The 22,467-nt window shown below is 74.9% G+C and carries 16 protein-coding genes and 1 pseudogene; 7 read left to right on the top strand and 10 right to left on the bottom strand.

What is annotated here, in order from left to right:
• Positions 1-564, bottom strand: a pseudogene (locus E1266_RS01125) (PucR family transcriptional regulator); the annotation flags it as partial.
• A 124-nt stretch (positions 565-688) separates the two neighbouring features.
• On the opposite strand from E1266_RS01125, the gene E1266_RS39175 reads away from it, so the two are divergent.
• On the top strand, positions 689-2,917 hold the full coding sequence (locus tag E1266_RS39175) for an SDR family NAD(P)-dependent oxidoreductase (protein ID WP_132042721.1): 2,229 nt from the start codon (positions 689-691) through the stop codon (positions 2,915-2,917).
• Positions 2,914-4,269: an MFS transporter gene (locus E1266_RS01115; protein WP_132042719.1), complete on the top strand. Its 1,356-nt coding sequence runs from the start codon at positions 2,914-2,916 to the stop codon at positions 4,267-4,269. The genes E1266_RS39175 and E1266_RS01115 overlap by 4 nt, the downstream gene beginning before the upstream one ends.
• A gap of 41 nt (positions 4,270-4,310) precedes the next feature.
• On the opposite strand, the gene E1266_RS01110 is transcribed toward E1266_RS01115, so the two are convergent.
• The 4 genes from E1266_RS01110 to E1266_RS01095 form a co-directional block, all read right to left on the bottom strand.
• On the bottom strand, positions 4,311-7,646 hold the full coding sequence (locus tag E1266_RS01110) for a hypothetical protein (RefSeq protein ID WP_132042716.1): 3,336 nt from the start codon (positions 7,644-7,646) through the stop codon (positions 4,311-4,313).
• 42 nt (positions 7,647-7,688) lie between these two features.
• Positions 7,689-9,128 carry an aldehyde dehydrogenase gene (locus E1266_RS01105; RefSeq protein WP_132042714.1) on the bottom strand — a complete coding sequence of 480 codons (1,440 nt, stop codon included), beginning with the start codon at positions 9,126-9,128 and terminating at the stop codon, positions 7,689-7,691.
• A gap of 116 nt (positions 9,129-9,244) precedes the next feature.
• Positions 9,245-9,679, bottom strand: coding sequence for a deaminase (locus tag E1266_RS01100; protein WP_132042712.1), 435 nt, complete (start codon positions 9,677-9,679; stop codon positions 9,245-9,247).
• On the bottom strand, positions 9,672-10,358 hold the full coding sequence (locus E1266_RS01095) for a dihydrofolate reductase family protein (protein ID WP_132042710.1): 687 nt from the start codon (positions 10,356-10,358) through the stop codon (positions 9,672-9,674). The genes E1266_RS01100 and E1266_RS01095 overlap by 8 nt, the downstream gene beginning before the upstream one ends.
• Before the next feature lie 117 nt (positions 10,359-10,475).
• Between E1266_RS01095 and E1266_RS01090 the strand changes: the two genes are divergently transcribed.
• Together E1266_RS01090 and E1266_RS01085 are read left to right on the top strand one after the other, a co-directional pair.
• Entirely contained in the window at positions 10,476-11,603 is a 1,128-nt protein-coding gene (locus E1266_RS01090; protein WP_132042708.1) for an exonuclease SbcCD subunit D, read from the top strand.
• Positions 11,600-14,623, top strand: coding sequence for an SMC family ATPase (locus tag E1266_RS01085; protein ID WP_132042706.1), 3,024 nt, complete (start codon positions 11,600-11,602; stop codon positions 14,621-14,623). Before E1266_RS01090 ends, E1266_RS01085 begins: the two co-directional genes overlap by 4 nt.
• Before the next feature lie 39 nt (positions 14,624-14,662).
• Here E1266_RS01085 and E1266_RS01080 read toward each other — a convergent pair whose 3' ends face one another.
• The 4 genes from E1266_RS01080 to E1266_RS01065 form a co-directional block, all read right to left on the bottom strand.
• Complete coding sequence (locus E1266_RS01080; RefSeq protein ID WP_132042704.1) at positions 14,663-14,983, bottom strand: co-chaperone GroES; 321 nt, start codon at positions 14,981-14,983, stop codon at positions 14,663-14,665.
• An 80-nt stretch (positions 14,984-15,063) separates the two neighbouring features.
• Positions 15,064-16,014 carry a DMT family transporter gene (locus E1266_RS01075; protein WP_132042702.1) on the bottom strand — a complete coding sequence of 317 codons (951 nt, stop codon included), beginning with the start codon at positions 16,012-16,014 and terminating at the stop codon, positions 15,064-15,066.
• A 168-nt stretch (positions 16,015-16,182) separates the two neighbouring features.
• Positions 16,183-16,950, bottom strand: a complete 768-nt coding sequence (locus E1266_RS01070) for an SDR family oxidoreductase (RefSeq protein ID WP_132042699.1) — start codon at positions 16,948-16,950, stop codon at positions 16,183-16,185.
• A gap of 58 nt (positions 16,951-17,008) precedes the next feature.
• Complete coding sequence (locus E1266_RS01065; protein WP_132042697.1) at positions 17,009-18,463, bottom strand: NAD(P)/FAD-dependent oxidoreductase; 1,455 nt, start codon at positions 18,461-18,463, stop codon at positions 17,009-17,011.
• A 182-nt stretch (positions 18,464-18,645) separates the two neighbouring features.
• Here E1266_RS01065 and E1266_RS01060 point away from each other — a divergent pair, with 182 nt between their 5' ends.
• Complete coding sequence (locus E1266_RS01060; RefSeq protein WP_132042694.1) at positions 18,646-19,242, top strand: DUF998 domain-containing protein; 597 nt, start codon at positions 18,646-18,648, stop codon at positions 19,240-19,242.
• A 13-nt stretch (positions 19,243-19,255) separates the two neighbouring features.
• On the opposite strand, the gene E1266_RS01055 is transcribed toward E1266_RS01060, so the two are convergent.
• Positions 19,256-20,257 (bottom strand): diacylglycerol kinase family protein, encoded by a 1,002-nt coding sequence (locus tag E1266_RS01055; protein WP_243718157.1) that lies wholly within the window; start codon positions 20,255-20,257, stop codon positions 19,256-19,258.
• A 137-nt stretch (positions 20,258-20,394) separates the two neighbouring features.
• On the opposite strand from E1266_RS01055, the gene E1266_RS01050 reads away from it, so the two are divergent.
• Both E1266_RS01050 and E1266_RS01045 read left to right on the top strand, forming a co-directional pair.
• Positions 20,395-21,414 carry an alpha/beta hydrolase family protein gene (locus tag E1266_RS01050; protein WP_132042691.1) on the top strand — a complete coding sequence of 340 codons (1,020 nt, stop codon included), beginning with the start codon at positions 20,395-20,397 and terminating at the stop codon, positions 21,412-21,414.
• A 20-nt stretch (positions 21,415-21,434) separates the two neighbouring features.
• Complete coding sequence (locus E1266_RS01045) at positions 21,435-22,322, top strand: amidohydrolase family protein (protein WP_132042689.1); 888 nt, start codon at positions 21,435-21,437, stop codon at positions 22,320-22,322.
• The last annotated feature ends 145 nt before the right edge of the window (positions 22,323-22,467 follow it).

Raw genomic sequence — 22,467 nt, 5'->3', positions numbered from 1 at the left:
CCACAGGGGGGCGCCGGGTGGGAGGCCCGCTTCGGCGGCGGCGAGGGCGGCGGCGGAACCGCCGTCCAGGAGGCGGCGGAGGACGGCCGCGTCGCGCTCGCCCGGTCCCGGCTCCCCGCCCGCCTGCGCCTCGCGGTGCGCCGTGATCAGCCTGGACCGGACGGCCTCCGCCCAGTCGTCGTAAAGCTCCCGCGCGTCCAGGACCAGGCCCGCGCCGACGCCCTCGGCGGCCGCGACCTCCCGCGCCCTGGCCCAGATGGCGCGCTCGGCGACGTGGATGGCGCTCAGCACCGCCTCGATCGGCACGCCCTGCCGCGCCCGGGTGACGCCGAGCTCCGCCACGAACGACAGCTCCGCCTCGGTGGGGCCGCGCCGGGCCGCGATCGCGCGGGTCGCGGCGGCGAGCAGCGCCCGGGTGTGCCCGGCGATGTCGGCGGTCGGGAGCACCGACACCTCCCGGACCATCGACGACACTCCGGCGACGACGGACGGCAGCAGGTCCTTCTCGGCGGTGACGCGCTCGATGAGGTCGATCACCGGAGCCCAGTCGGTGTCAGTGTTCACGGAACCGATTGTGGTGGGCTACAAGGAGGACCGCCAAACGCGTGGCTCCGTCCATGTTTGTCGGCGGTCTCTCATGCATAAGGTTGGACCTCACCACAAATGGACCTGTCCAAGGGAGTTGTGCATGACCTGCCGTGCCGCCGTCATCGGTGCCGGGGCCGCCGGACTTGCCACCGGCAAGGCGATGCTCGACGCGGGCGTGGAGGTCGTGCTCTACGAGAAGGGCGACCGGCCAGGCGGGTTGTGGGCGCGGGACAACGCCGCCGGCCTGTCGCCCGCGTACGCGTCCCTGCACACCAACACCAGCAAGGGGCGCACCGAGTTCGCCGACCTCCCGATGCCCCGGTCGTGGCCGGACTACCCGTCCGCCGACCTGGTCGCGGAGTACCTCGCCGACTACGCGGAGCGGTTCGGCGTCGTCCCGCACATCAGGTTCCACAGCGAGGTCGTCTCCGTCGAACGGGACGGGCCCGAGTGGATCGTGACGACCGGCGACGGGGCGGCCGGCCGCTTCGACGCCGTGGTCGTCGCGAACGGGCACAACTGGGACCCCCGCTGGCCCGACCCCGCCTACCCCGGCACGTTCACCGGGATGCAGATCCACGCCCACGACTACCGGACCCCCGGCATCTTCCGCGACCGGCGGGTGCTGGTCGTGGGCATGGGGAACTCGGCCATGGACATCGCCGTGGACGCCTCCCACGTCGCGCACGGCCCCGTCCTGCTGTCGGCGCGGCGCGGCGTCCACATCGTCCCGAAGTACCTGTTCGGACGGCCCGCGGACGCGACGGGCGGTGCCCTCGCCGTCCTGCCGTGGCGGCTGCGCCAGCGCGTCGCCGAGACGATGCTGCGGCTGGCGGTGGGCGACCCGCAGGACTACGGCCTGCCCGCCCCTTCCGGCGGCCTCTTCCAGAACCACCCGACGATCAGCGACACGATCCTGCACCGGCTGACCCACGGCGAGGTCGAGGCGCGGCCCGGCATCGAGCGCCTGGACGGGGAGAAGGTCGTGTTCACCGACGGCACCGCCGACCCCGTGGACGTGATCGTGTGGGCCACGGGCTACCGGGTCGGCCTCCCGTTCCTGCCGTCCGCGCTGGTAGGCGACGACCCGGAGCGGCTGCCGCTGTACAGGCGCGTCTTCCACCTGGACGAGCCGAGCCTGGCGTTCGTCGGCCTGATGCAGTCCACCGGCGCGGCGCTGCCCATCGTGGAGGCCCAGGCGAAGCTGGCCGCGGCGTACTTCTCCGGCGGGTACGCGCTGCCGCCCGCGCCGGAGCGGCGCCGCGCCGTCGCCCGGGACCTGCGCGCCGCGACCGCCCGCTGGGGCGACCGGCGGCCCATGATGCGCGTCGACTTCGACCGGTACGTCGCGGAGCTGCCCCGGGAGGCGCGGGCCGGTCGGGGCAGGCTCGCCCGCGGCGCCCGCCCCTTCACCCCGACGGACCGTGAGGAGAGCACCCGCATGAACGAAGCGGACCGGAGAGGCTCGGGCGCGGCCCGGCACCGGCAGGCCGCGCGGCCGCCGGGGGACCGCGACCCGCGCGGCCTGCGAGTCCTCGTCACCGGCGCGTCGGGCACGTTCGGCAGGGCGGTCAGCACCCGGCTGGCCGGCCTCGGCGCCCGCGTTGTCGGCCTGGACGCCGCGCCGCGCCCCGACGACCCCGTCGAGGTCATCGCCTGCGACCTCACCGACGACGCGGCCGTCCCGGCGGCGGTGGCGGCGGCGATCGAGAAGCTGGGCGGGCTCGACGTGCTCGTCAACAACGCCGGGATCGGCGGCCCCGCCCCGGCCGAGCTGCCGCCCGGCGACGAGGTGCGCCGCCAGCTCGACGTCAACCTCCTCGGCACCTGGCGGGTGACCGCCGCGTGCGTGGACGCCCTCGTCGAGTCGCGCGGACGCGTCGTCATGCTGTCCTCGCGGATGGCCGTCATGCAGCTTCCCCTGGCCGCGGCCTACGGCGCGTCCAAACGAGCACTCGTCGCATATGCGGATGCTCTTCGCATGGAACTCGGAACGCACGTCGGCGTGACATGCGTGTACCCTTCGGCCGTGCGGAGCCCGATCCATGACTCGACCGCCGCGGCGGGGCTCTCCCTTGAGGGCATGAGCCGCTACGAACCCCTCGACGGCGTGGTGGACGCGGTGCTGCGCGCCGCTCTCTCGCGCCGCCCCCGCCGGGACGTGACGACGACCCGCCGCGGCGCCGTCGAGTTCTTCCTCGCCCGGCACGTACCCGGGCTGACCGACCGGATCGTCGCTCGGACGTTCGCCGACCGGGTCCGCTCGGGGGCGTTCAAGGGCGCCGAGCTGGCGGCCGGTGCCGTCCGCCGCCACACTGGCCGAGCATGAGCACCACGGAGAGGAAGTCGCAGCCGGGTCCGGCGACGCGGCCCCGCGCCCGCGACCTCGTCGGCTACTCCGCCGGCTCGCTCGGGATGGGCGTGTGGGTCACCGTCCCCGGGCTGCTGCTGCTCTACTTCATGACGCACACGCTCGGCGTGTCCCCGTTCCTGGCCGGGCTCACCCTGCTGCTGCCGAAGGCCCTGGACGCGATCGTGCATCCGTGGTTCGGCTCGGTGTCGGACCGGCAGGCGCGCCGCGACGGGCACCGGCGCCGCATGCTGCGCTGGGGGCTGCTGCTGGCGATCGCCTGGATCGGGCTGTTCTCGGTGCCGGCGGGGTTCTCCGGCTGGTCGGCGGCGCTGTGGGTCGGCGGCTTCTACATCCTCGGCAACGTCCTGTACGCCTGCTTCCAGGTGCCGTACCTGACGACGCCGTCCGACCTGAAGATCGGGTACCACGAGCGCACCCGCGTGTTCATGTACCGGATGCTGCTGCTGACGGTCGGCCTGCTCGGCGCGGGCGTCGCGGCTCCGGCGCTGGTCGCGTCGGGCGGACGCGACGACTACGCCCGGATGTCGGTCCTGCTCGCCGGCGTCCTCGTGCTCACCGGCGTCGTCGCGATCGTGTTCATCCGGCGGCTCGCCGACCACTCCGGCTTCCGGATCCCGGACGGGGACCACGCGCACTCCGTCATCGACGACCTCCGCATCACGTGGCGGGACCGCGACTTCCGCGCCCTGACGCTGTCGTACCTGTTCACCGGCATCACCACGCACATCTTCCTCGCGGCGGTGCCGTTCTACACCGAGTACACGTTCGACGACGAGCGGCTGACCGCGGTGTTCATGGGGGCGTTCCTCGTCCCCGCGGCGGTCGCCGGGCCCGTCTGGAAGAAGGTGTCGGAGCGCGCGGGCAAGCAGCGCTGCCTGCTGTTCTGCCAGGTCGTCTTCGTCATCGGGTCGCTCGCCCTGTGGCCGGGGGAGGCGATGGGCGTGCTGCCGACGCTCGCGGTGATCGTCGTGCTGGGCTCCGCGTTCGCCGGCCTCCAGCTCTTCGCGTTCTCCCTGATCCCCGACATCGTGGCCGCCGCCGAGGCCCGGGGCACGGCCCGCGCCGGCGCCTACACCGGCGTGTGGACGGCGACGGAGGCGACCGGCACCGCCATCGGCCCCTACGTGTACTCGGCGGTGCTCGCCGCGGGCGGCTTCGTCGCCACGACCGAGGGGCGGGCCGTCGCGCAGTCGGACTCCGCGATCCTGGCGCTGCTCATCGGCGTGACGGTGGTGCCCGCCGCGCTGATGGCGGTCGCGGTCGCGTTCCAGCGCCGCTTCGCCCTCGACCGCGCCCCCGCTCGCTGACCCCCGCCCGCTGACCGCGCCCGTCACCGCCGGGCGGGCGCTCACTCGTCCGCGGTGTGGATCCTCCGCGCCTGGTAGACGACGTCGGGGACGGCGTGCGCGCGCAGGCCGCGCAGGAGGTCGCGCCAGTCCGCGGACCAGCCCGCGCGGGGGCCGTGCCGCTCGGTGAGCGCGCACGCGAGCAGGCCGCCGGCGAGGTCGCCGCGCGCGACGAGCCGGGCCGCGTGGGGGTGCGCCTCCTCGGGGGCGGGCCGGGCGTGTTCGGTGTACTCGGACGGCCCGGTGGCGAGGGCGTCCGCGACGTCCAGGACGGCCAGGACGCCGAGTCCCGCGCACCTCCCGGCCAGCGCGTCGATCTCGCCGGCGGCGCCGGGCCCGTCCCAGCGGAGGACGGCGGCGGCCAGTTCGGTCGCGACCGGCTCGGGCAGGCGGCCCTCCACCGCCTGCACTGCGCGCTCCCCGAGCGTCCGGTGCCGGGCGGAGGCGTCCCGCACCGCCTCGGCCAGCGCGATGAGCCGCTGGAACGCGGGCAGGTCGCGCTCGGGCTCGGCGTCGGGCACGGCCGGGGCGGCGGCGAGCCCGGCGGCGGCACCGCCGAGTTCGGCGGCTCCGATGCCGGTCGTGACGCAGCGGACGAGGGCGTGCACCGCGTCCCGCCAGGCGCGGGTCTCGTCCAGGTCCGTGACGAGGCCGGCGAGCAGGGCGGGCGCTTCCGGCGCCCACGGCGCCCAGGTGGCGACGGCGGGCAGCGCCGCGGCGCGGGCCTCCGGGTCGGCGGAGCGCGCGACGCGCAGCACCAGCGCGGCGTAGCGGCTCCGGAACCGCTCCTCGACGTACACGGGCGGCGTGCCGAGCACCTGCCGGGCGAGGTCGCGCGGCCCCTCCGCGGCCTCGGCCAGGATCCGCCGCGCGACCGGCTCGTCCAGGCGGTCGCGGACGGCGGAGGCGATCGCGGCCCGCACGTCCCGGTGCTGGCCGGGGTCGTCCCAGGCGGCGGCGAGCGCGTCCATGGCGTCCGGCACCCGGTTGCGGAGCAGGATCCGCGCGGCCTCCTTCCGCGCGGTGACCTTGCCGTCCGCCAGCACCGGCCGGAGCATCGCCGACAGCGCCGACGGCGGGACGAACCGCGCCGCCCGGGCCGCGGCGTAGACGGCGACGTGCGCGTCGTCCGACTCGGCGCGGGCGAGCAGCTCGGGCAGGACCTCCTGCGGGGAGCGGGTCCACGGCAGGACGGTGAGCGCGATGCGCCGGACGTACGGGTCGCCTGACTCGAAGTAGGGGCGCAGCCGGGACGCCTCCGTCCCGGGGATCCGCGCCAGGGCCGAGACGGCGGCCGCCCGGTCGGTGGCGGGCGCCTCCCCGTCCGCCGCCACCCGTTCGAGCAGGGCGCGGTAGGCGTCGCGCTGCCGGGCCGTCCAGCGGTCCGCCCAGGCCGGGACGATGCGCGGCACGTAGGTGACGTCGGGGCGCCGGAAGCGCCCGGCGGGGGCGGTCCCGGAGAGGACGAGGCCGAGGAGGTCGGTGCGCTCGCGGGCGATGGCCGACAGGACCGCCGGGACCGCGACCGCCGACGGGTCGCGGGCCACGACCCGCCCGGCGCGTTCGGCGCGGGTCCCGGGCGCGGCGAGCCACAGGGTGATCGCCTGGGTGAGGACGCCGTCGTCGCGGGCGTCGAGGGCCGCCTCCAGGGCGTCCTGCAGTACCGGGACGCGGTGCGCGCGGCGGCGCAGCGCCCGGACGGCCAGCAGTGCGAGCCGGTGGTCGTCGCGGCGCGCGCCCGCCTCCAGGCGCGGTGCGAGCATCGCCGCGAGCAGGTGCTCCTGCCCGCGCCGCAGCACCCGGTCGAGGCCGCCGAGGGCGAGCGAGCCCGTACTGCCGGCCACCCGGTCCACCAGCTCCAGGCCGGAGACGAGGAGGTCCGCGTCGTCGTGCGCGGCGCCCTGGCGGCACAGCGCCGCGGCGATCCGGCCGATCTGGTGCCGGGTCTGGTAGGAGGTGTCGCGGGCGTTCAGCGCGTCGTCCGCGAGCCGCCCGGCCGCCGCCGCGGGCCCGGCGCGCAGCAGCCCCTCCGGGACGGACGTCAGCGCGTACAGCGCGCTGAGCCGGACGGGATCCTGCTCGTTGCGCAGCCGCGCGAGCGACTCCAGCGCCGCGCCGAGCACCGCCGGGTCGCCGGAGCGGCCCGCGCACCGGATGAGCAGCGCGTAGCCGGTGGCGCGCTCGTCGGCGTCCGGCCGGCGGGTCAGCTCGCCGAGGATCGGCAGGGCCTCCTCGTACGGCAGGAACGCCGCCATCGCCCACGTCCGGGACGGCGTCCCGGCGACCTTGCGCAGGCCCATCATGCGGCGGGCCTCCCGGTACCGCAGCGCGCGCGGGAGGACGTCCAGCAGGTCCTCGTCCAGCTCGGCGGCGCCGCGGTCGACGCCGCGCATGGCCGCCTCGAACACCGCCTCCCGGCGGCTCGGCGGGAACGCCGCCAGCAGCCGCCGCAGCGCGCCCGCGTCCTCCCGGACGGCGCGCGCGACGGCGGCCACGTCGCGGTCGCCGAGCCGCGCGAACCGGTCCCGGACGGACCTGCGGTGCAGCAGGACGGCCAGGTCCGCGCGGTGCGAGTCCGACAGCAGCAGGGCGAGCATCCGCTCCGGCTCGGCGTCCAGCAGCGCACCGGCCGCGGGGTGCAGCGGCCGCGGCAGCGGCCGGGTGCGGCAGTGCCGCTCCAGCAGCCGGACGACCCGGCCGGGGTCGTGCCGCAGCGCCGCCGCGACACCGGGCGCGTGGTGGAACCACCAGGCGTTCCGCGCCGCCTCGGGCAGCTCGGCGAGGCTGCGCTCGGCGTGGCCGAGCACGGCGTCCGGGTGGGCGCGGCCCAGCGCCGCCCAGTTCCCGACGGCGTGCGCGAGCCCGTCGAGCCGCTCGGCCACGGCGGGCGCGGCGCAGGCGGGCAGCAGCGTCGCCGCCTCCTGATCGCCCCAGCGGTCCGCGACCCGGCCGACGAGCGCGTCGGCCAGGTCGCCGCGCCGGTACTTGCGGACGGACTCGTACAGCGCCGCGCGCACCGCCGCGGGGGCGTCCTCCAGCCCGTCGAGGAACGCCCCCGGCGCGGCGCCGTACCGGACCGCCAGCCGGATCGCCCGGCAGGCCAGGCCGGCGTCCGGGTCGCCCGTCGCGCGCACCAGGTGCGCCACGGACGCCTCGTCCCGGACGGCCGCCGCGACGAACAGCGCCAGCGACCGCTCGTAGTGGCCCCGCGCGGACAGCTCGTCCAGCAGGGCCGCGAGGGCGGGGTCGCCGGACAGGCCGCGCAGGTCCGCCAGCCGGCGGCAGCGGGCCTTGAACGGCAGCGGTTCGATCTCGGTCAGGAGCTCCTCGGCGCGCATGGCACGCCATCCTGCCCGACCGAGGATCCCGCTTTCAGGTGATTATCCGGCCGCGGGGTGCGGGATCGACTTGTGCTCCAGGTAGGCGTGCAGGCCCTCGGGGCCCAGTTCGCGGCCCAGGCCGCTGCTCTTGTAGCCGCCGAACGGGGTGTTCGGGTCGAGGGTGTACATGTTGACGCCGCAGCTGCCGGTGCGGATGCGGCGGGCGACCTCGACGCCGTGGTCGACGTCGGCCGTCCAGACCGAGCCGCCCAGGCCGTACTCGCTGTCGTTGGCGATGCGGACGGCGTCCGCCTCGTCGTCGTAGGGGATGAGGACGAGGACCGGGCCGAAGATCTCCTCGCGGGCGATGCGCATGTCGTTGGCGACGTCGCCGAACACGGTCGGCGCGACGTACCAGCCGCGGTCGTGCGGGCGGTTCAGGCCGCCGGTGATCAGCTTGGCCCCCTCGTCCTGCCCGACGCGGATGTAGTTCTCCACCCGCTCCTGCTGCCGCCTGGCGACGAGCGGGCCGATCTCGGTGCCGTAGTCGGCGGGGTCGCCGACGGCGAGGCCGCCGACCATGGCGGCGAGGGCGTCGGCGACCTCGTCGTAGCGGCGGCGGGACGCGAGGATGCGGGTCTGCGCGGCGCACGCCTGGCCGTTGTTCATCAGCGCCGCCAGCTTGAAGCCCTCGATGGTGGCGGCCAGGTCGGCGTCGTCCAGGATGATCGCGGCGGACTTGCCGCCGAGCTCCAGCGTGACCCGCTTGAGCTGTTCGCCGCACACCGCGCCGATCTTGCGTCCGGCGGCGGTGGAGCCGGTGAACGAGACCTTGTCGACGTCCGGGTGCGCGACGAGGTGCGCGCCGACCTCGCGGCCCGCCGGGACGATGTTGACGACCCCGGCCGGGATCCCGGCCTCCTTGATCCACTCGGCGAGGAGGTAGGTGTCCAGGGGCGTCTCGGGGGACGGCTTGGCCACCACGGTGCAGCCGGCGATGAGCGCGGGGGCGAGCTTGAGCATCAGCGTGAACTGCGGGACGTTCCACGGGACGATCGCCGCGACGACGCCGGCCGGCTCCTGGGTCACGGTGACCGGGCCGAGCATGCCCTGCCGCTCCTCCTCCCACGTGTAGGAGGCGGCGAGGTCCACGTAGTACTGCAGCACCATCTGCGGGATGGCGGCCTGGCCGAACACCGAGAACATGATCGGCGAGCCCATCTCGGCGGTCACGAGGTCGGCCATCTCCTGCTGCCGCTCGGCGTAGATGGACGACAGCCGCCCGACGATCTCGGCGCGCTCCGCGGGCGTCATCCGCGGCCAGGGGCCCTCGTCGAAGGCGCGCCGCGCGGCGGCGACCGCCGCGTCGATGTCGGCCTCGGTGCCCTCGGGCACCCTGCCGAGGACCTCCTCGGTGTGCGGGGAGATGACGTCGATCGTGCCGGTGCCGGCCGGTGCGGCCCACTCGCCGCCGATGAACAGCCGATCGTGCTCACGCATGCTGCCGTGCCTCCTGACCGAGTGCTTGCTTGGGGCACAGCATCGCACGCCTGCCCGCCCGGCGGAAGAGCGATGAGACTCGCGTCTCACCTGGAGTCTGCTCCGGGTTCGAGCGGTCAGCGAAGGTGGGTGTTGGGTTCGCGCGCGCGGGGGGCCAGGTCGGGGATCTCGGTGAGCGCGACGCCCGCCGCCGTGAGGATCTCCGCGCCCCTGCCCTCGGTGAAGAGGGCCGGTTCCCGCCAGGCGAACACCACGCGCCGCGCGCCGGACGCCACGATCAGCTCGGCGCACGGCCGGGGCCGGGACGCCCGGTGCCCGCACGGTTCGAGGGAGCTGTAGACGGTCGCGCCGGCCAGGTCGCCGGACGTCTTGGCGAGGGCGGCCTCCTCGGCGTGGTCGTGCGGGTCGTCCTCGCGGGAGAAGCCGCGCGCGATCTCCCGGCCGTCCGCGCCGACGATCACCGCGCCGACGGAGAACGCGGTGGCCGACGGCGGGCACAGCCTCGCCAGGTCGCACGCCAGCTCCAGCCAGGCCCGGTCCGGGTCACCCACGCGCGTTCCCGATCAGGTAGCGCAGCAGCGCGAGGTCGCCGATGCGGGTGGCCTCCGCGAGCCGCATCGGGCGCTCCGGCGACTGCGGGAACACCCCGGACCGGACGAAGCGCGGCGCCGCCGGGTCGCCGATGAAGAACGGCGCGACCACGAGCTGCAGCTCGTCCACCAGGTCCGCGGTCAGGAACAGCGTGTGCACCCCGCCGCCGCCCTCGACCATGAGCCGCCGGACGCCCCGCGCGGCGAGGTCGCCGAGCACCCGCGGCAGCGAGAGGGGGTCGCCGGCGTCCACGACCTCGGCGAGGCCGGCCAGCCGCGGCGCCAGCTCCCCGGCCGCGGCGGGCGGCGCGTACACCAGTTTCGGCGCGTCCCCCGTGGTGAAGAACCGCGCGCCGGGGTCGAGGTCGCCGCTCCAGGTCAGCGTCACCTTGGTCAGGTCGGCCGGCTGCCCGCGCGCGACCCGCTTGGCGCGCCGCGCCTCGGAGCGGATCAGCAGTTCGGGGTCGTCGGCCCGGACGGTCCCGGCGCCGACGAGGATGGCGTCGCAGCCGGCGCGGACCGCGTCGACGCGGTCGAAGTCCGCGGCGCTGGACAGCCGCAGCCGCTCCGGGGTCGCGTCGTCGATGTAGCCGTCTGCGGACATCGCGCAGCTCAGCAGCACGTACGGACGATCACTCACCCCGCAACCCTACGGGAGCCCCGGCGACCGGGGCCGCGCGGCCATCGAAGATCGTTTGGGATGACACGGCGTTTCTGCGCGGGATGTGTCGGAGGGGGTGCCTATGGTTGCTGCGACATGCGATTCCTGCACACCTCCGACTGGCATCTCGGCAGGTCCTTCCACCGCGAGGACCTGCTGGCCGCGCAGGCGGCGTTCGTCGACCACCTGGTCGCGACCGTCGCGGCGGAGCGGGTCGACTGCGTGCTCATCTCCGGGGACGTCTACGACCGGGCGCTGCCGCCCGTCGACGCCGTCCGGCTGTGCGACGAGGCGCTGCGGCGGCTCGCCGCCCTCACCCGCGTGGTGCTCATCGCTGGCAACCACGATTCGGCGCGGCGCCTCGGCTTCGGGGCGGAGCTGATGGACGACGCGGGGGTCCACATCCGCACCGACTTCGCCCGGGTGGGGGAGCCCGTCATCGTCGGGGACACCGCCGTCTACGGCATCCCCTACCTGGAGCCCGAACTCGTCCGCCACCCCTGGGACCTGGACGAGCGCAGCCACGCCGCCGCGCTCACCGAGGCGATGCGCCGCATCCGGGCGGACGCCGCGGGCCGCGCGGAGCGGCCGGTCGTGCTGGCGCACGCGTTCGTGACCGGCGGCGAGGCCAGCGAGAGCGAACGCGACATCTCGGTCGGCGGGTCGTCGCAGGTGGCGGCGTCGGTGTTCGAGGGCGCCGACTACGCGGCGCTCGGCCACCTGCACGGCCGGTGGAGCGTCACCGACCGCGTCCGCTACTCGGGCTCGCCGCTCGCGTACTCGTTCTCCGAGGCCGACCACGTCAAGGGCTCCTGGCTGGTCGAACTGCGCGACGGCGCGGTCGCGGCGGAGTTCGTGGAGGCGCCCGTCCCGCGCCGCCTGGCCCGCCTCAGGGGACGCCTCGACGACCTGCTCACCGACCCCTCGTACGAAGCGCTCGAAGACCGCTGGCTCCAGGTCACGCTCACCGACCCGCGCCGCCCGTCCGCCGCGATGGAGCGGCTGCGCCGCCGGTTCCCGCACGCGCTCGTCCTCGGCTTCGAGCCGGAGGGCGGCGGGACGGACGGGGCCCGCACCTGGTCCGAACGCGTCCGCGAACGCTCCGCACTGGAGATCGCGGGCGACTTCGTCGCCGAGGTCACCGACGGCCCCGCGACCGAAGCCGAGCGCGCCCTCCTGCACGAGGCGTTCGAGCACTGCCGCCGCCGGGAGGCCCTGGCGTGAGGCTGCACCGGCTGCGGATCACGGCGTTCGGTCCCTTCTCCGGTACCGAGGAGATCGACTTCGACGCGCTGTCGGACGCCGGGCTCTTCCTCGTCCAGGGCCGCACCGGCGCCGGGAAGACGAGCATCCTCGACGCGGTGTGCTTCGCGCTGTACGGGCAGGTCCCGGGCGCGCGCAACGCCGCGAAGGGGCTGCGCAGCGACCACGCGGCCCCCGGCACGGGCCCGTCCGTGGTGCTGGAGACGACGATCCGCGGCCGCCGCCTGCGCATCACCCGGTCGCCCGCGTGGGAGCGGCCGAAGCTGCGCGGCACCGGGACCACCGCCGAGCACGCCAAGGTCATCCTGGAGGAGCTCGAGGACGGCACGTGGGTCGGGCTGACCACCCGGCTCGACGAGGCGGGCGACCTCGTCTCCCGGCTGCTCGGGATGACGGCCGTCCAGTTCTGCCAGGTCGCGCTGCTGCCGCAGGGCGAGTTCGCCGGGTTCCTGCGGGCCGGGGCCGACGAGCGCCGCAGGGTCCTGGAGCGGCTCTTCGCGACGGAGGTCTTCACGCACGTCGAGAAGTGGCTGGCCGACCGGCGGGCGGCAAGCGGGCGCGAGGCCGCCGAGCTGGGCGCGGCGGCGTCCTCGGTCGCCGGCCGCATCGCCGAGACGACGGGCGTCCCCTCGCCGCTCGGAGAACGCCCGGCGGTCCCGGCGCCGCGCCGGCCCGAGCCCGCCCCCGAACCGGCCGCCGACATCGGGGCGCTGCCCGCGTGGGCCGCCGAGCTCGCCGCCGGCCACGTTGACGTCCGCGCCGTCACAGAGGGGCTGCGTCAAGAAGTCAGGACACGGCTCGAAGCCGCCCGCCGGGCACTGGAGGACGCCAGGGCCCTCGCCGACCGGCAGCGCGGCCACGCCGACGCGCTCGCCCGCCGGGAGGCCCTGCGCGAGCACGCCGAGGAGAAGTCGCGCATGGCGTCGCGGCTGTACGCCGCGGAGCGCGCCGGCCGGGCCGTCCCGCTGGTGCGCGCCGTCCAGGCCCGGCACGCGGAGGCGCGGCGGGCGCGCCGGTGGGCCGACGAGAAGCGCGCCGAGGCCGGGGCGCTCCTGCCGCCGAACGCGTCGGAGGACGTGCTGGTCAAGGCCGAGCGGGCCCGCCGTGACGAGATCGCGAAGCTGGAGCGCGCCCGCGGTGAGGTGGCCAGGCTCCGGCAGGTCGAGGACGAGCGCGCGGCGCTGGCGCGCGAGCTTGCCGAGCTGGAGCCCAGGGAGGCGCGGCTCGCCGCGACCCTCGCCGAACTGCCCGGAATCGTCGCCGCCCGCCGGACCGAGCTGGAAGCGGCCAACATCGCGGCGGCGGGACGCCCCGGAGCGGAGGCCGCCGTCCGAGAGGCCGTGCGGCGGCTCGACGCGGCGCACCGCCGCGACCAGCTGGAGCTTCGCCTCGCCGAAGCGGAGGCGGGGTACCGGTCGGCGGTCGACGCCGCGCAGGCGGCCAAGGAGCGGGTCCTCGACCTGCGGCAGGCGCGGCTGGACGGGATGGCGTCCGTCCTCGCCGGGGAGCTGCGGGACGGCGAGCCCTGCCGGGTCTGCGGCTCGACCGAGCACCCGGACCCCGGCGCGCCGCCCGGCGACATCCCGGACGAGGCGGAGATCGAGCGCGCGCAGGCCGGAGCGGACGAGGCCCAGGAGGCCCGGGAGCGGGCCGGGACCGCCCTGGAGGGGTTGCGCTCCGAACGCGACCATGCGCTGGAGACCGCCGGGGAGGCCGACGCCGAGACCATCGCCGGGGAACTCGGAGAGGCGGAACTGGCGCTGCAGGCCGTGAACGCCCGCGCGGCGGAGGCCGAACGGCTTGAGGGTGCTCTCCTCCGGGACGAGCGGGAACTCGAGAACGTCCGCGAGGAGCACGAGGTGGTCTCGCGCGACCTCGCCGCGAACCGCGCCCGCGACCCGGATCTCGCGGTGGAGCAGGCCAGGCTGTCCGCCGAGCTCGACGAGGCGCGCGGCGAGGACGCGACGATCGAGGCGCGCATCGCCCGGCTCGGCCGCGAGGCGGGCGTGCTCGCCGCGACGATCGAGGCGCTGCGCGAATCCGACCGCGCCGCCGCGGAACTGGCCGCCGCCCGCGAGAACGCGAGGGCCGCCGCCGAGGCGGAGGGGTTCCGCACCCCGGAGGAGGTCCTCGACGCCGCGCTGCGGGACGAGGAGCAGGGCGCCCTGCGCGACAAGATCCGCCGGCTGGACAACGAGGAGGCCGCCGTCCGCGACCGGCTCCAGGACCCGGCACTGGTGAAGGCGGCGGCAGAGCCCGCCCCGGATCTGCCGGCCCTCGAGGCCGCGCTCGCCGCGGCGGAAGCGGCGCACACCGCGGCGGCGAGCGCCGCCGACCGCGCCCGGCTGCGTTGTGACCGGCTGGCCGATCTGCGTGCCGGACTCGGCGAGGCCGTCGGCGCGTGGCGTCCCGCAGCCGAGCGCCACGAGGTGGCCGAGCGCCTCGCGGGCCTGACGTCCGGCAAGCACGCCGCGAACCGGCACGCCATGTCGCTGTCGGCGTACGTGCTGGCCGCCCGCCTGGAGCAGGTCGTCGCCGCCGCGAACGAGCGGCTCTCGCGCATGTCCGGCAGCCGCTACGCCCTGCTGCACACCACCGAGAAGGCGGCGGGCGACCGCACGCGGGGCGCGGGCGGGCTCGGCCTGCGGATCGCCGACGCCTGGACGGGCATGGAACGCGACCCGGTGACGCTGTCGGGCGGCGAGTCGTTCATCACCTCGCTGTCGCTGGCGCTCGGCCTCGCCGACGTCGTCACCGCCGAGGCGGGCGGCACCGAGATCGGCACGCTGTTCGTCGACGAGGGCTTCGGCACCCTCGACGAGGAGACGCTCGACGAGGTCATGGACGTCCTCGACGGCCTGCGCGACGGCGGCCGGGCCGTCGGCGTCGTCAGCCACGTCGCCGAGCTGCGCACCCGCATCCCCGCGCAGCTGCGCGTCACCAAGGACCGCGCCGGCTCCACCGCCATGGTCACCGTCTGACGGGGCGCCCCGGCCCCGCGGCGTCCCCCCGGCGGGACGTCACAGGTAGAGGCCGGTGCCGTGCTCGGGACGTTCGCTGGCGATGGCGTGCAGGTCCCGCTCGCGCATGACGAGGTAGTTCTCGCCCTGGATCTCGACCTCGAACTGGTCGCCCGGGTGGTACAGCACCCGGTCGCCGGGCTTGACGACGCGCACGTGGTGGCCGACGCCGCAGACCTCACCCCAGACCAGGCGGTTGGCCTGCTCCACCGTCGCCGGGATGACGATCCCGCCGGTGCTGCGGCGCTCACCGCCGTCCTTCTCGGTCCTGATCATGACGCGGTCGTGGAGCATCTGGACTTCGAACTTAGGCTCGGACACGCTGGGGAGTTTATCCGCCGCCCCGGGGCAGAACGTTCCACGAGCATGCGGTGATCTCCGCCCACCCGGAACGCCCCGGTTCAGCGGACGGCGGGCAGGTGGCGGTCGCCGCCGGCGTGCGGCGGCTCGGGCGGGCCCGGATCCTCGTGCCGGGGGAACATGATCAGCGCCACCAGCGCCAGCGCGAAGCCGCCGGTCCGCAGCAGGAACGGCCCGGTCTCGCGCGGCCAGTCCTCGCCGAACAGGAACGTGCTGCTGAGGATCAGGTACGTCCGGCCGATGACGGTGAGCACCACCGCGATGATCGCGACGCGGCAGCGCTGCAGCGCGACCTGCAACTGGCCGAGCGCGATCGCGGCGGCCCCGATCGTCAGCCACGGGTAGGCGGACTCCAGCACCGCCTGGAGGCTGCCGGTCTCCATGTACACGATCGAGATGCCGCGGATGCCGGCCTCGGCCAGCCCGGCGCAGGCCCCGGCGCCGATGCCGTAGGCGACCCCGGCGAGCTTGCGGGCGTGCCGGCCGCCGGCGCGCCGGTCCCCGACGAGCCAGACGAGCGCGGCGATGACGATGGCCGGGGCGCAGATCGCGAGCATCGTCCACGGGCTGAGCAGCGTTCCCACCAGCGTGTGCTCCGCCCGCACCTCGCCCCCGGACGTGGCCGAGAGCCCGATCAGGATCGTGGCGAGGACGAACAGCGCGACGCTGGTCCACTCCCGCCCGCTCAGCCGCTCGCCGAGGAAGCGCACCGCGAACCAGACGAGGAGCACCAGGCCCGCCGCGAAGATCGGCTGCACGACGGGCAGCGGCACCCGGGAGAACGCGACGACCTCGTACCCGAGGCCGAGGAAGAGCAGGAGCCCGCCGCCCAGCCAGATCGGGTCGGTGAGCATGAGCCGCGCGACGCGGAACGGGCGGCTGCCGCGCAGCGGCTCCATGCGGCGGGCGGAGATCCGGAAGACGAGGAACGCGATGTAGTAGATGGTCGTGGCGAGCAAGGCCAGGGCGGCGTAACCCAGGTCGTGACCCATCGGGGGAGGAACCTCTCGGTTTGGCGAGTCGAGCGGAGCTCGTCCATCTGATGGTGGTGGGGGCTGGTGGACGGTGGGTGTCGTTCGCGCGCCAAACCGAATCGACCTTGCTCGCCAGCTTGCCCTGTTACTCCGCCCGGTACAAGGGCGCGGTCCTTGACCGCATGATCACTTGTATTTACGCCCCGTGGTGGAGGACATCCGCGCGAGCAGGCCGCGGGGCAGGAGCCGGCTGGCGCCCACGATCGCCTTGTACTGGGGGCTGGGGACGCTCACGAGGACGCCGCGCCGCAGATCGCGCAGCGCGGCGTCGACGACGTCGTCCTTGTCAAGCCACATGAAGTCCGGGACGTCCGACATGTCCATCTGAGCGCGTTCGTGGAACTCGGTGTGCACGAAGCCCGGGCACAGCGCCATCACGCGCACCCCGCCCCCCGAGCGCGCCCGGATGTCGGCGGAGACGCCCTCGCTGAAGCTCACCGCCCACGCCTTCGACGCCCCGTAGGTGCCGCGGGTCGCGAACGCCGAGACCGACGAAACGTTGATGACGCCGCCCCGCCCGCGCTCCAGCATCCCCGGCAGGGCGGCGTGGGTGAGCCGCAGGACGGCCTCGCAGTGGACCCTGAGCATCGTCAGCTCGTCCGCCACCGGGACGTCGAGGAACTTGCCCCGGTTGGCGAACCCGGCGTTGTTGACCAGGAGGCCGATGTCCTCGCGGACGCGCTCCTCGGCGGCGGTCAGGCCCTTCTCGGTGGACAGGTCGGCGGTCAACGTCTCGGTGCGGACGGCGTAGGTCTCGTGCAGCTCCGCGGCGGCCCGCTCCAGCCGCGCGGTGTCGCGGGCCAGCAGGACGAGGTCGAAGCCGTCGGCGGCGAGGCGGCGGGCGAAGGCGGCACCGATCCCCGCGGTGGCACCGGTGATGAAGGCGGTCGGCATGGGCCGAGCCTATGCCGACCGCCGGGTGGTCCGGGGCGGGCCAGGGCTCATCAGGGGCTCATCGGGCGGCGGCCCTCGCCCGGAAGTGCCGCGGGTCGGGACGCCGGGTGGCGCGGCGGTAGGCGAAGGTGAACCCCGGCCAGTTGTTGACGACCTTGCCGTCGGCGGTCATGTACCAGCTGTCGCAGCCCGTCTCCCACACGGTCGAGCGCATCCGCTCCCGCATCTCCCGGGTGAACGCGTCCTGCACGTCCGGCCGCACGTCGATCCAGTCGAGCCCGTGCCGGCGCAGCACCTCCACGCAGCCGAGAATGTACCGGAACTGCGACTCCAGCATGTAGATGATCGAGTTGTGCCCGAGGTTGGTGTACGGCCCGTACAGCAGGAACAGGTTGGGGAAGCCGCTGACCGTGATGCCGAGGTGCGCCTCCGCGCCGTCCCGCCACGCCTCGTTCAGCTCCCGGCCGTCCCGCCCGACGATCTTCATCGGGGCGAGGAAGTCGCTGGTCTGGAACCCGGTGCCGTACACGATGACGTCCACGCCGTACTCGCGTTCCGCGGTCCGGACGCCGGCCGGGGTGATCTGCTCGATCGGGTCGGTGACCAGGTCGACGTGCGGCCGGGCGAGCGCCGGGTAGTAGTCGTTGGAGATGAGGATCCGCTTGCAGCCCAGCGGGTAGTCGGGGATGAGGGCCCTGCGCAGCGCGGGGTCGTCCACACCTTCCTTCAGCGTCTTCCTGAACCGGCTGTCCACCATCGACAGCAGCTTCGGGTATTTGAAGAACCCGATCGCCCGCGACTCGAGCAGCGCGTAGATCCTGGCGCGGTTCAGCTCGTACAGGCCCGGCACGTTCCCGAGGAGGGCCTGCTGCCACGCCCGGTACGGCTTGTCGGGCTTGTCGATGACGTAGGGCGCGGACCGCTGGAACAGCCGCAGCTCCGCCGCCTCCTCGGCGATCTCGGGGACGAACTGGACCGCGCTCGCGCCCGTGCCGATCACCGCGACCCGCTTGCCGCGCAGGTCGGCGCCGTGGTCCCAGCGGGCGGAGTGGAAGCTCGTCCCGGTGAACGAGTCGCGGCCCTCGATGTCCGGCAGGACCGGCCGGTTGAGCTGCCCGCAGCCCGAGACCAGGACCCGCGACTCCAGCACGCCGGAGGTCGTGGAGATCCGCCAGCGGGCCCGCTCCTCGTCGAACCGCGCCTCGGTCACCTCGGTGCCGAACCTGATCCGGTCGAGCACGCCGTACTTGCCGGCGCAGTGCCGCAGGTATTCGAGGATCTCCGCCTGCGGCGGGAAGCGCCGCGTCCAGTCCGTCTTCCGCTCGAAGGAGTACGAGTACAGGTGCGAGGGGACGTCGCAGGCGGCGCCCGGATAGGTGTTGTCCCGCCAGGTGCCGCCGAGACCGTCCGCCTTCTCCAGGATCACGACGTCGTGGATCCCGGCCTGCCGCAGCCGGATCGCCATCCCGATCCCGCCGAACCCGCTTCCGATGATCACCGCACTGTGCACCATGGGCCGTCCGAACCTCATTCTGTAACGGTCTCCATGAGCGTAGGTGACCACGAGGTCACTGAACAGACGTCGCCCGGATCCGGCTCGGACGAGCCCGTGCCGCGCGGGCGAACGGCCGCGGGCGTGAAACAATCGCTCTGATCCGTCCCGCTGGGCCCGCGGCCCTGAAGAGGTGACACGACATGGCTGTGCCGGCGTGGCTGGGCGCGGCCGGCGCCTGGTCGTTCGTCGTGACCTTCCTGCTGGACGGGTGGACCCGGCCGGGGTACCGGCCCGTCCGGCACCCGGTCAGCGCCCTGGCCCTCGGCTCCCGGGGCTGGCTGCAGACGGCGAACTTCATCGTGTGCGGCCTGCTGATCGCGGCGGGCGCGGTGTCGCTTGCGGAACCGCTGAGCGGCGGGCTCGCGGTCGTGGTGGGCCTGTTCGGCGCCGCCCTCGTGGCCTCCGGCGTCTTCCCGATGGACGCCATGCGGGGCTACCCGCCGGGGACGTCCGACGAGACGCCCGCGGACGTGTCGGTGAGCCACCGGATCCATGACTGGGCCGGGATGGCCGTCTTCGGGGCACTGCCGCTCGCGGCGCTCCTGGCGGTGTTCGACGCCCCCGGCGCGGGGTGGAAGTGGTACTCGGGCGTGACGTGCGCGGCCCTGGCCGGCGGCCTGGTCGCGTTCGGGTCGGCATGGGAGCGGGACTCCGCGTACGCGGGACTCGTGCAGCGCGCGACGATCATCGTCGGCTGGCTCTGGCTGGGCCTGCTGTTCCTCCACGCGGCGCGGTAGCCGCCCCGCGGGATCAGGCGTCGCCGAAGGTCTGCGGGACGATGACGCGCAGCGCGTTGCCGCGCAGCCGGATCGACACGGGGGTGCGGCCGCGGACCTCGCCGTCCACGTCCACCCGCAGCGGCGGATCGGTCTCGATCCGCACCTCGTCGGTGGTGAGGAAGGCGTCCTCCCGCAGGCTCCGCCGCCGGCCCGTGAGGACGTGCCGCGCCGTCGCCGAGGCCAGCCGCAGCCGCCGCTCGTCGCCCAGCCGGTAGACGGCGAGCAGCCGGTCGTCGGGGCTGGCGTCGCGGGCGATGCGCTGCCCGCTCTGGTGCGCGCCGTTGGCGATGTTGAGCTGGTGCGTGGCCAGCTCCGTGGTCTCGCCGTCGATCGTGATGCGGGCGGTGAAGGCCCGGTGCCTCGCCAGCAGGGCCGCCGCCGTCATGCCGTAGGCGGAGCGCCCCACGACGCGCTTGAGCGCGTGCGGTACCCGGTCGGCGACGTGGACCGACAGGCCGAGGCTCACCATGTTCGCGAAGATGTGCTCGCGCTCCTCGCCCGGCCCCTCGCCCCTGGGGTCGCCGGTGCTCTCGAACCAGCCGACGTCCACGTCGGCGACCTTCCCGCCGCCCGGCTTGCCGAGGGCGAGCGTCCGGATCGCGCCGGGCAGGTCCATCGGCAGTTCCAGGCTGCGCGCGAAGTTGTTGGTCGTGCCGAGCGGCAGCACGCCGAGCGCGATGTCGCGGTGCGCCAGGTGCCCGACGGCCTCGGTGATCGTGCCGTCCCCGCCGCCGACGACCACGAGGTCGGGCTCCAGGGCGAGGACGTCGGCGAACAACTCGCGCAGCCGGGTCGGGTCGGTCACCGGGAAGACGTGCGGGAACTCGATCCCCGACTCGCGCAGCATCCGGCGCGCCCTGCCGTAGAGCCGGCGGCCCCGCCGGGACTGGGAGTTGATCACCAGGGCGGCGCGCCCGCCGGCCGCGATCGCCGACTCCAGCTCGGCCTTGCTCCGCATCTCGGCGCTCCGCATCTCGACCGGTGCTCCCTCGTCCGCGTCGTACCGGCAGTGAACGTGGACCGGGACCCCGGCCCGGTACTTTATAAACCCTTAACCGGCCGTTGAAACATGCCCGCAGGTGGGGACCATTACAGGTGACGTACATCTGAATGACCCGGGGCGTGAACATGGGGCTGCGCGGCTTTGCGGGAGTTGGGTTCGTCCTCGGAGTCGCCGGGCTGACGGCGTCCATCGCGGCCGGCGGCGCCGCCCGCTCGTCCGTCCTGGCCGACGACGGCGCGGCCGTGGTCGGCGAGCGCCGCCCCCGCCGCCGGGTGCTCGATCTCGCGATCCGCTCGCCCGTCCTCGCGGGCACCGGCCGCGCCCGCCTGCTGCTGCCGCCCGCCTGGTCGCGGGACGCGGCGCGCAGGTGGCCGGTGCTGTGGCTGCTGCACGGCGCGGGCCCGCGCCGGGCGGGCCACACCGCCTGGAGCGACCACACCGACATCGAGGAGCTGACCGAGGACGCCGACGTGATCGTCGTCATGCCGGACGGCGGGCCGTGCGGCAGCTACACCGACTGGTGGAACCGCGGCGGTGGCGGCACCCCGCAGTGGGAGACGTTCCATCTGCGGGAGCTCCGGCAGATCCTCGAACGCGGGTACCGCGCCGGGCCGGACCGCGCCGTCGCCGGCAACGCGATGGGCGGGCTCGGCGCGCTGTCGTACGCGGCGAGGCACCGCGGCCTGTTCCGGGCGGCGGCCTCGTTCAGCGGGCCCGTGCACACGCTGCACCGCGAACCGTGGGGGCTGGACGTCGCCGACCTCGTGGAGCTGGGCGTCGCGGTCGGCGCGCCGTCCCTCGACTGGACGGACGTGTGGGGCGACCCGGTCGAGCAGCGCGTCGTGTGGCGGCAGCACAACCCGTACGACCTGGCCGACCGGCTCGCCGGGGTCCGGGTCCACGTCAGCGCCGGCGACGGCACGCCCGGCCCGTACGACCCGCGCCCCGGCACCGGCCCGGACGCGCTGGAGGCGCTCGTCCACACCGTGTCGCTGGAGTTCGCGGGCAAGCTGCGGAAGCTCGGGCTCCCGGTGTCGACGCACTTCTACCGCGGCACGCACGGCTGGCCGTACTGGCGCCGCGAGCTGCGGGCCGTCCTGCCCGCGCTGCTGGCCGAGATCACCTGATCTCCGGCTAGGGTCGGGACGTGACCGAACCTCGTTCTGATTCCGGGGTGCCCGCGTTCTGGCGGGCGCTCGGCCTGCCCGGCATCATCGACGTCCACGTGCACTTCATGCCGCAGCGGCTGATGAGCGCGGTCTGGGAGTACTTCGACGCGGCCGGCCCGCTGATCGGCACCGACTGGCCCATCCGGTACCGGGACTCGGAGGAGGAGCGCCTGGCGTTCCTGCGCGGGCTCGGCGTCCGCGCGTTCACCTCGCTGCTGTACCCGCACCGCCCCGGCATGGCCGAGTCGCTGAACGAGTGGGCCGCCGGGTTCGCCGCCCGCGTCCCCGAATGCGTCCAGACCGCGACGTTCTTCCCCGAGCCCGGGGTCGAGGACTACGTCGTCCGCGCGCTGGACGCCGGAGCCCGGGTCTTCAAGGTCCACCTCCAGGTCGGCGGGTTCGACCCGCGGGCCAAGGAGCTCGACCCGGTGTGGGGGACGCTCGCCGACGCCGGCGTCCCGGCCCTCGTGCACGCCGGGTCGGGCCCGGTCGCCAACGGGTACACCGGGCCGGGGCCGTTCGGCGAGGTCCTCGCCCGGCACCCGCGCCTCACCACGATCGTCGCGCACCTGGGCGCGCCGGAGTTCGACGGCTTCTTCGCCCTCGCCGACCGGTACGACCGCGTCCATCTGGACACGACGATGACCTTCACCAGCTTCGGCGAGCTGGGCGCCTTCCCGCCCGCGCTGATGCCCCGGCTGCGCGACCTCGGCCTGGCGGGGCGCATCCTGCTCGGCACGGACTTCCCGAACATCCCGTACCAGTACGCGCACCAGCTGGAGGCGCTGGCCGCCCTCGACCTCGGCGACGACTGGCTCCGCTCCGTCTGCTGGCACGGCCCGGCGGCGTTCTTCGGCCTGTCCTGACCGCGCGAGCCGCCGTTTCACGAGTTTTCACGCCGGACGGCTGGTCATCGGCGGCGGCGGCACGGGGCGCCGTCCCCGTCCTTGACAGTTCCGGCGGCCGCCGAGATTTTGGGAGCGCTCCCACTGTTCACCGAATGAGGTCCCC

This window comes from Actinomadura sp. 7K534 (assembly GCF_004348575.1).
Lineage (GTDB): Bacteria > Actinomycetota > Actinomycetes > Streptosporangiales > Streptosporangiaceae > Spirillospora > Spirillospora livida.
The sequence above is the reverse complement of the archived record's forward strand: the minus strand, read 5'-3'. Positions and strand labels throughout refer to the sequence as shown.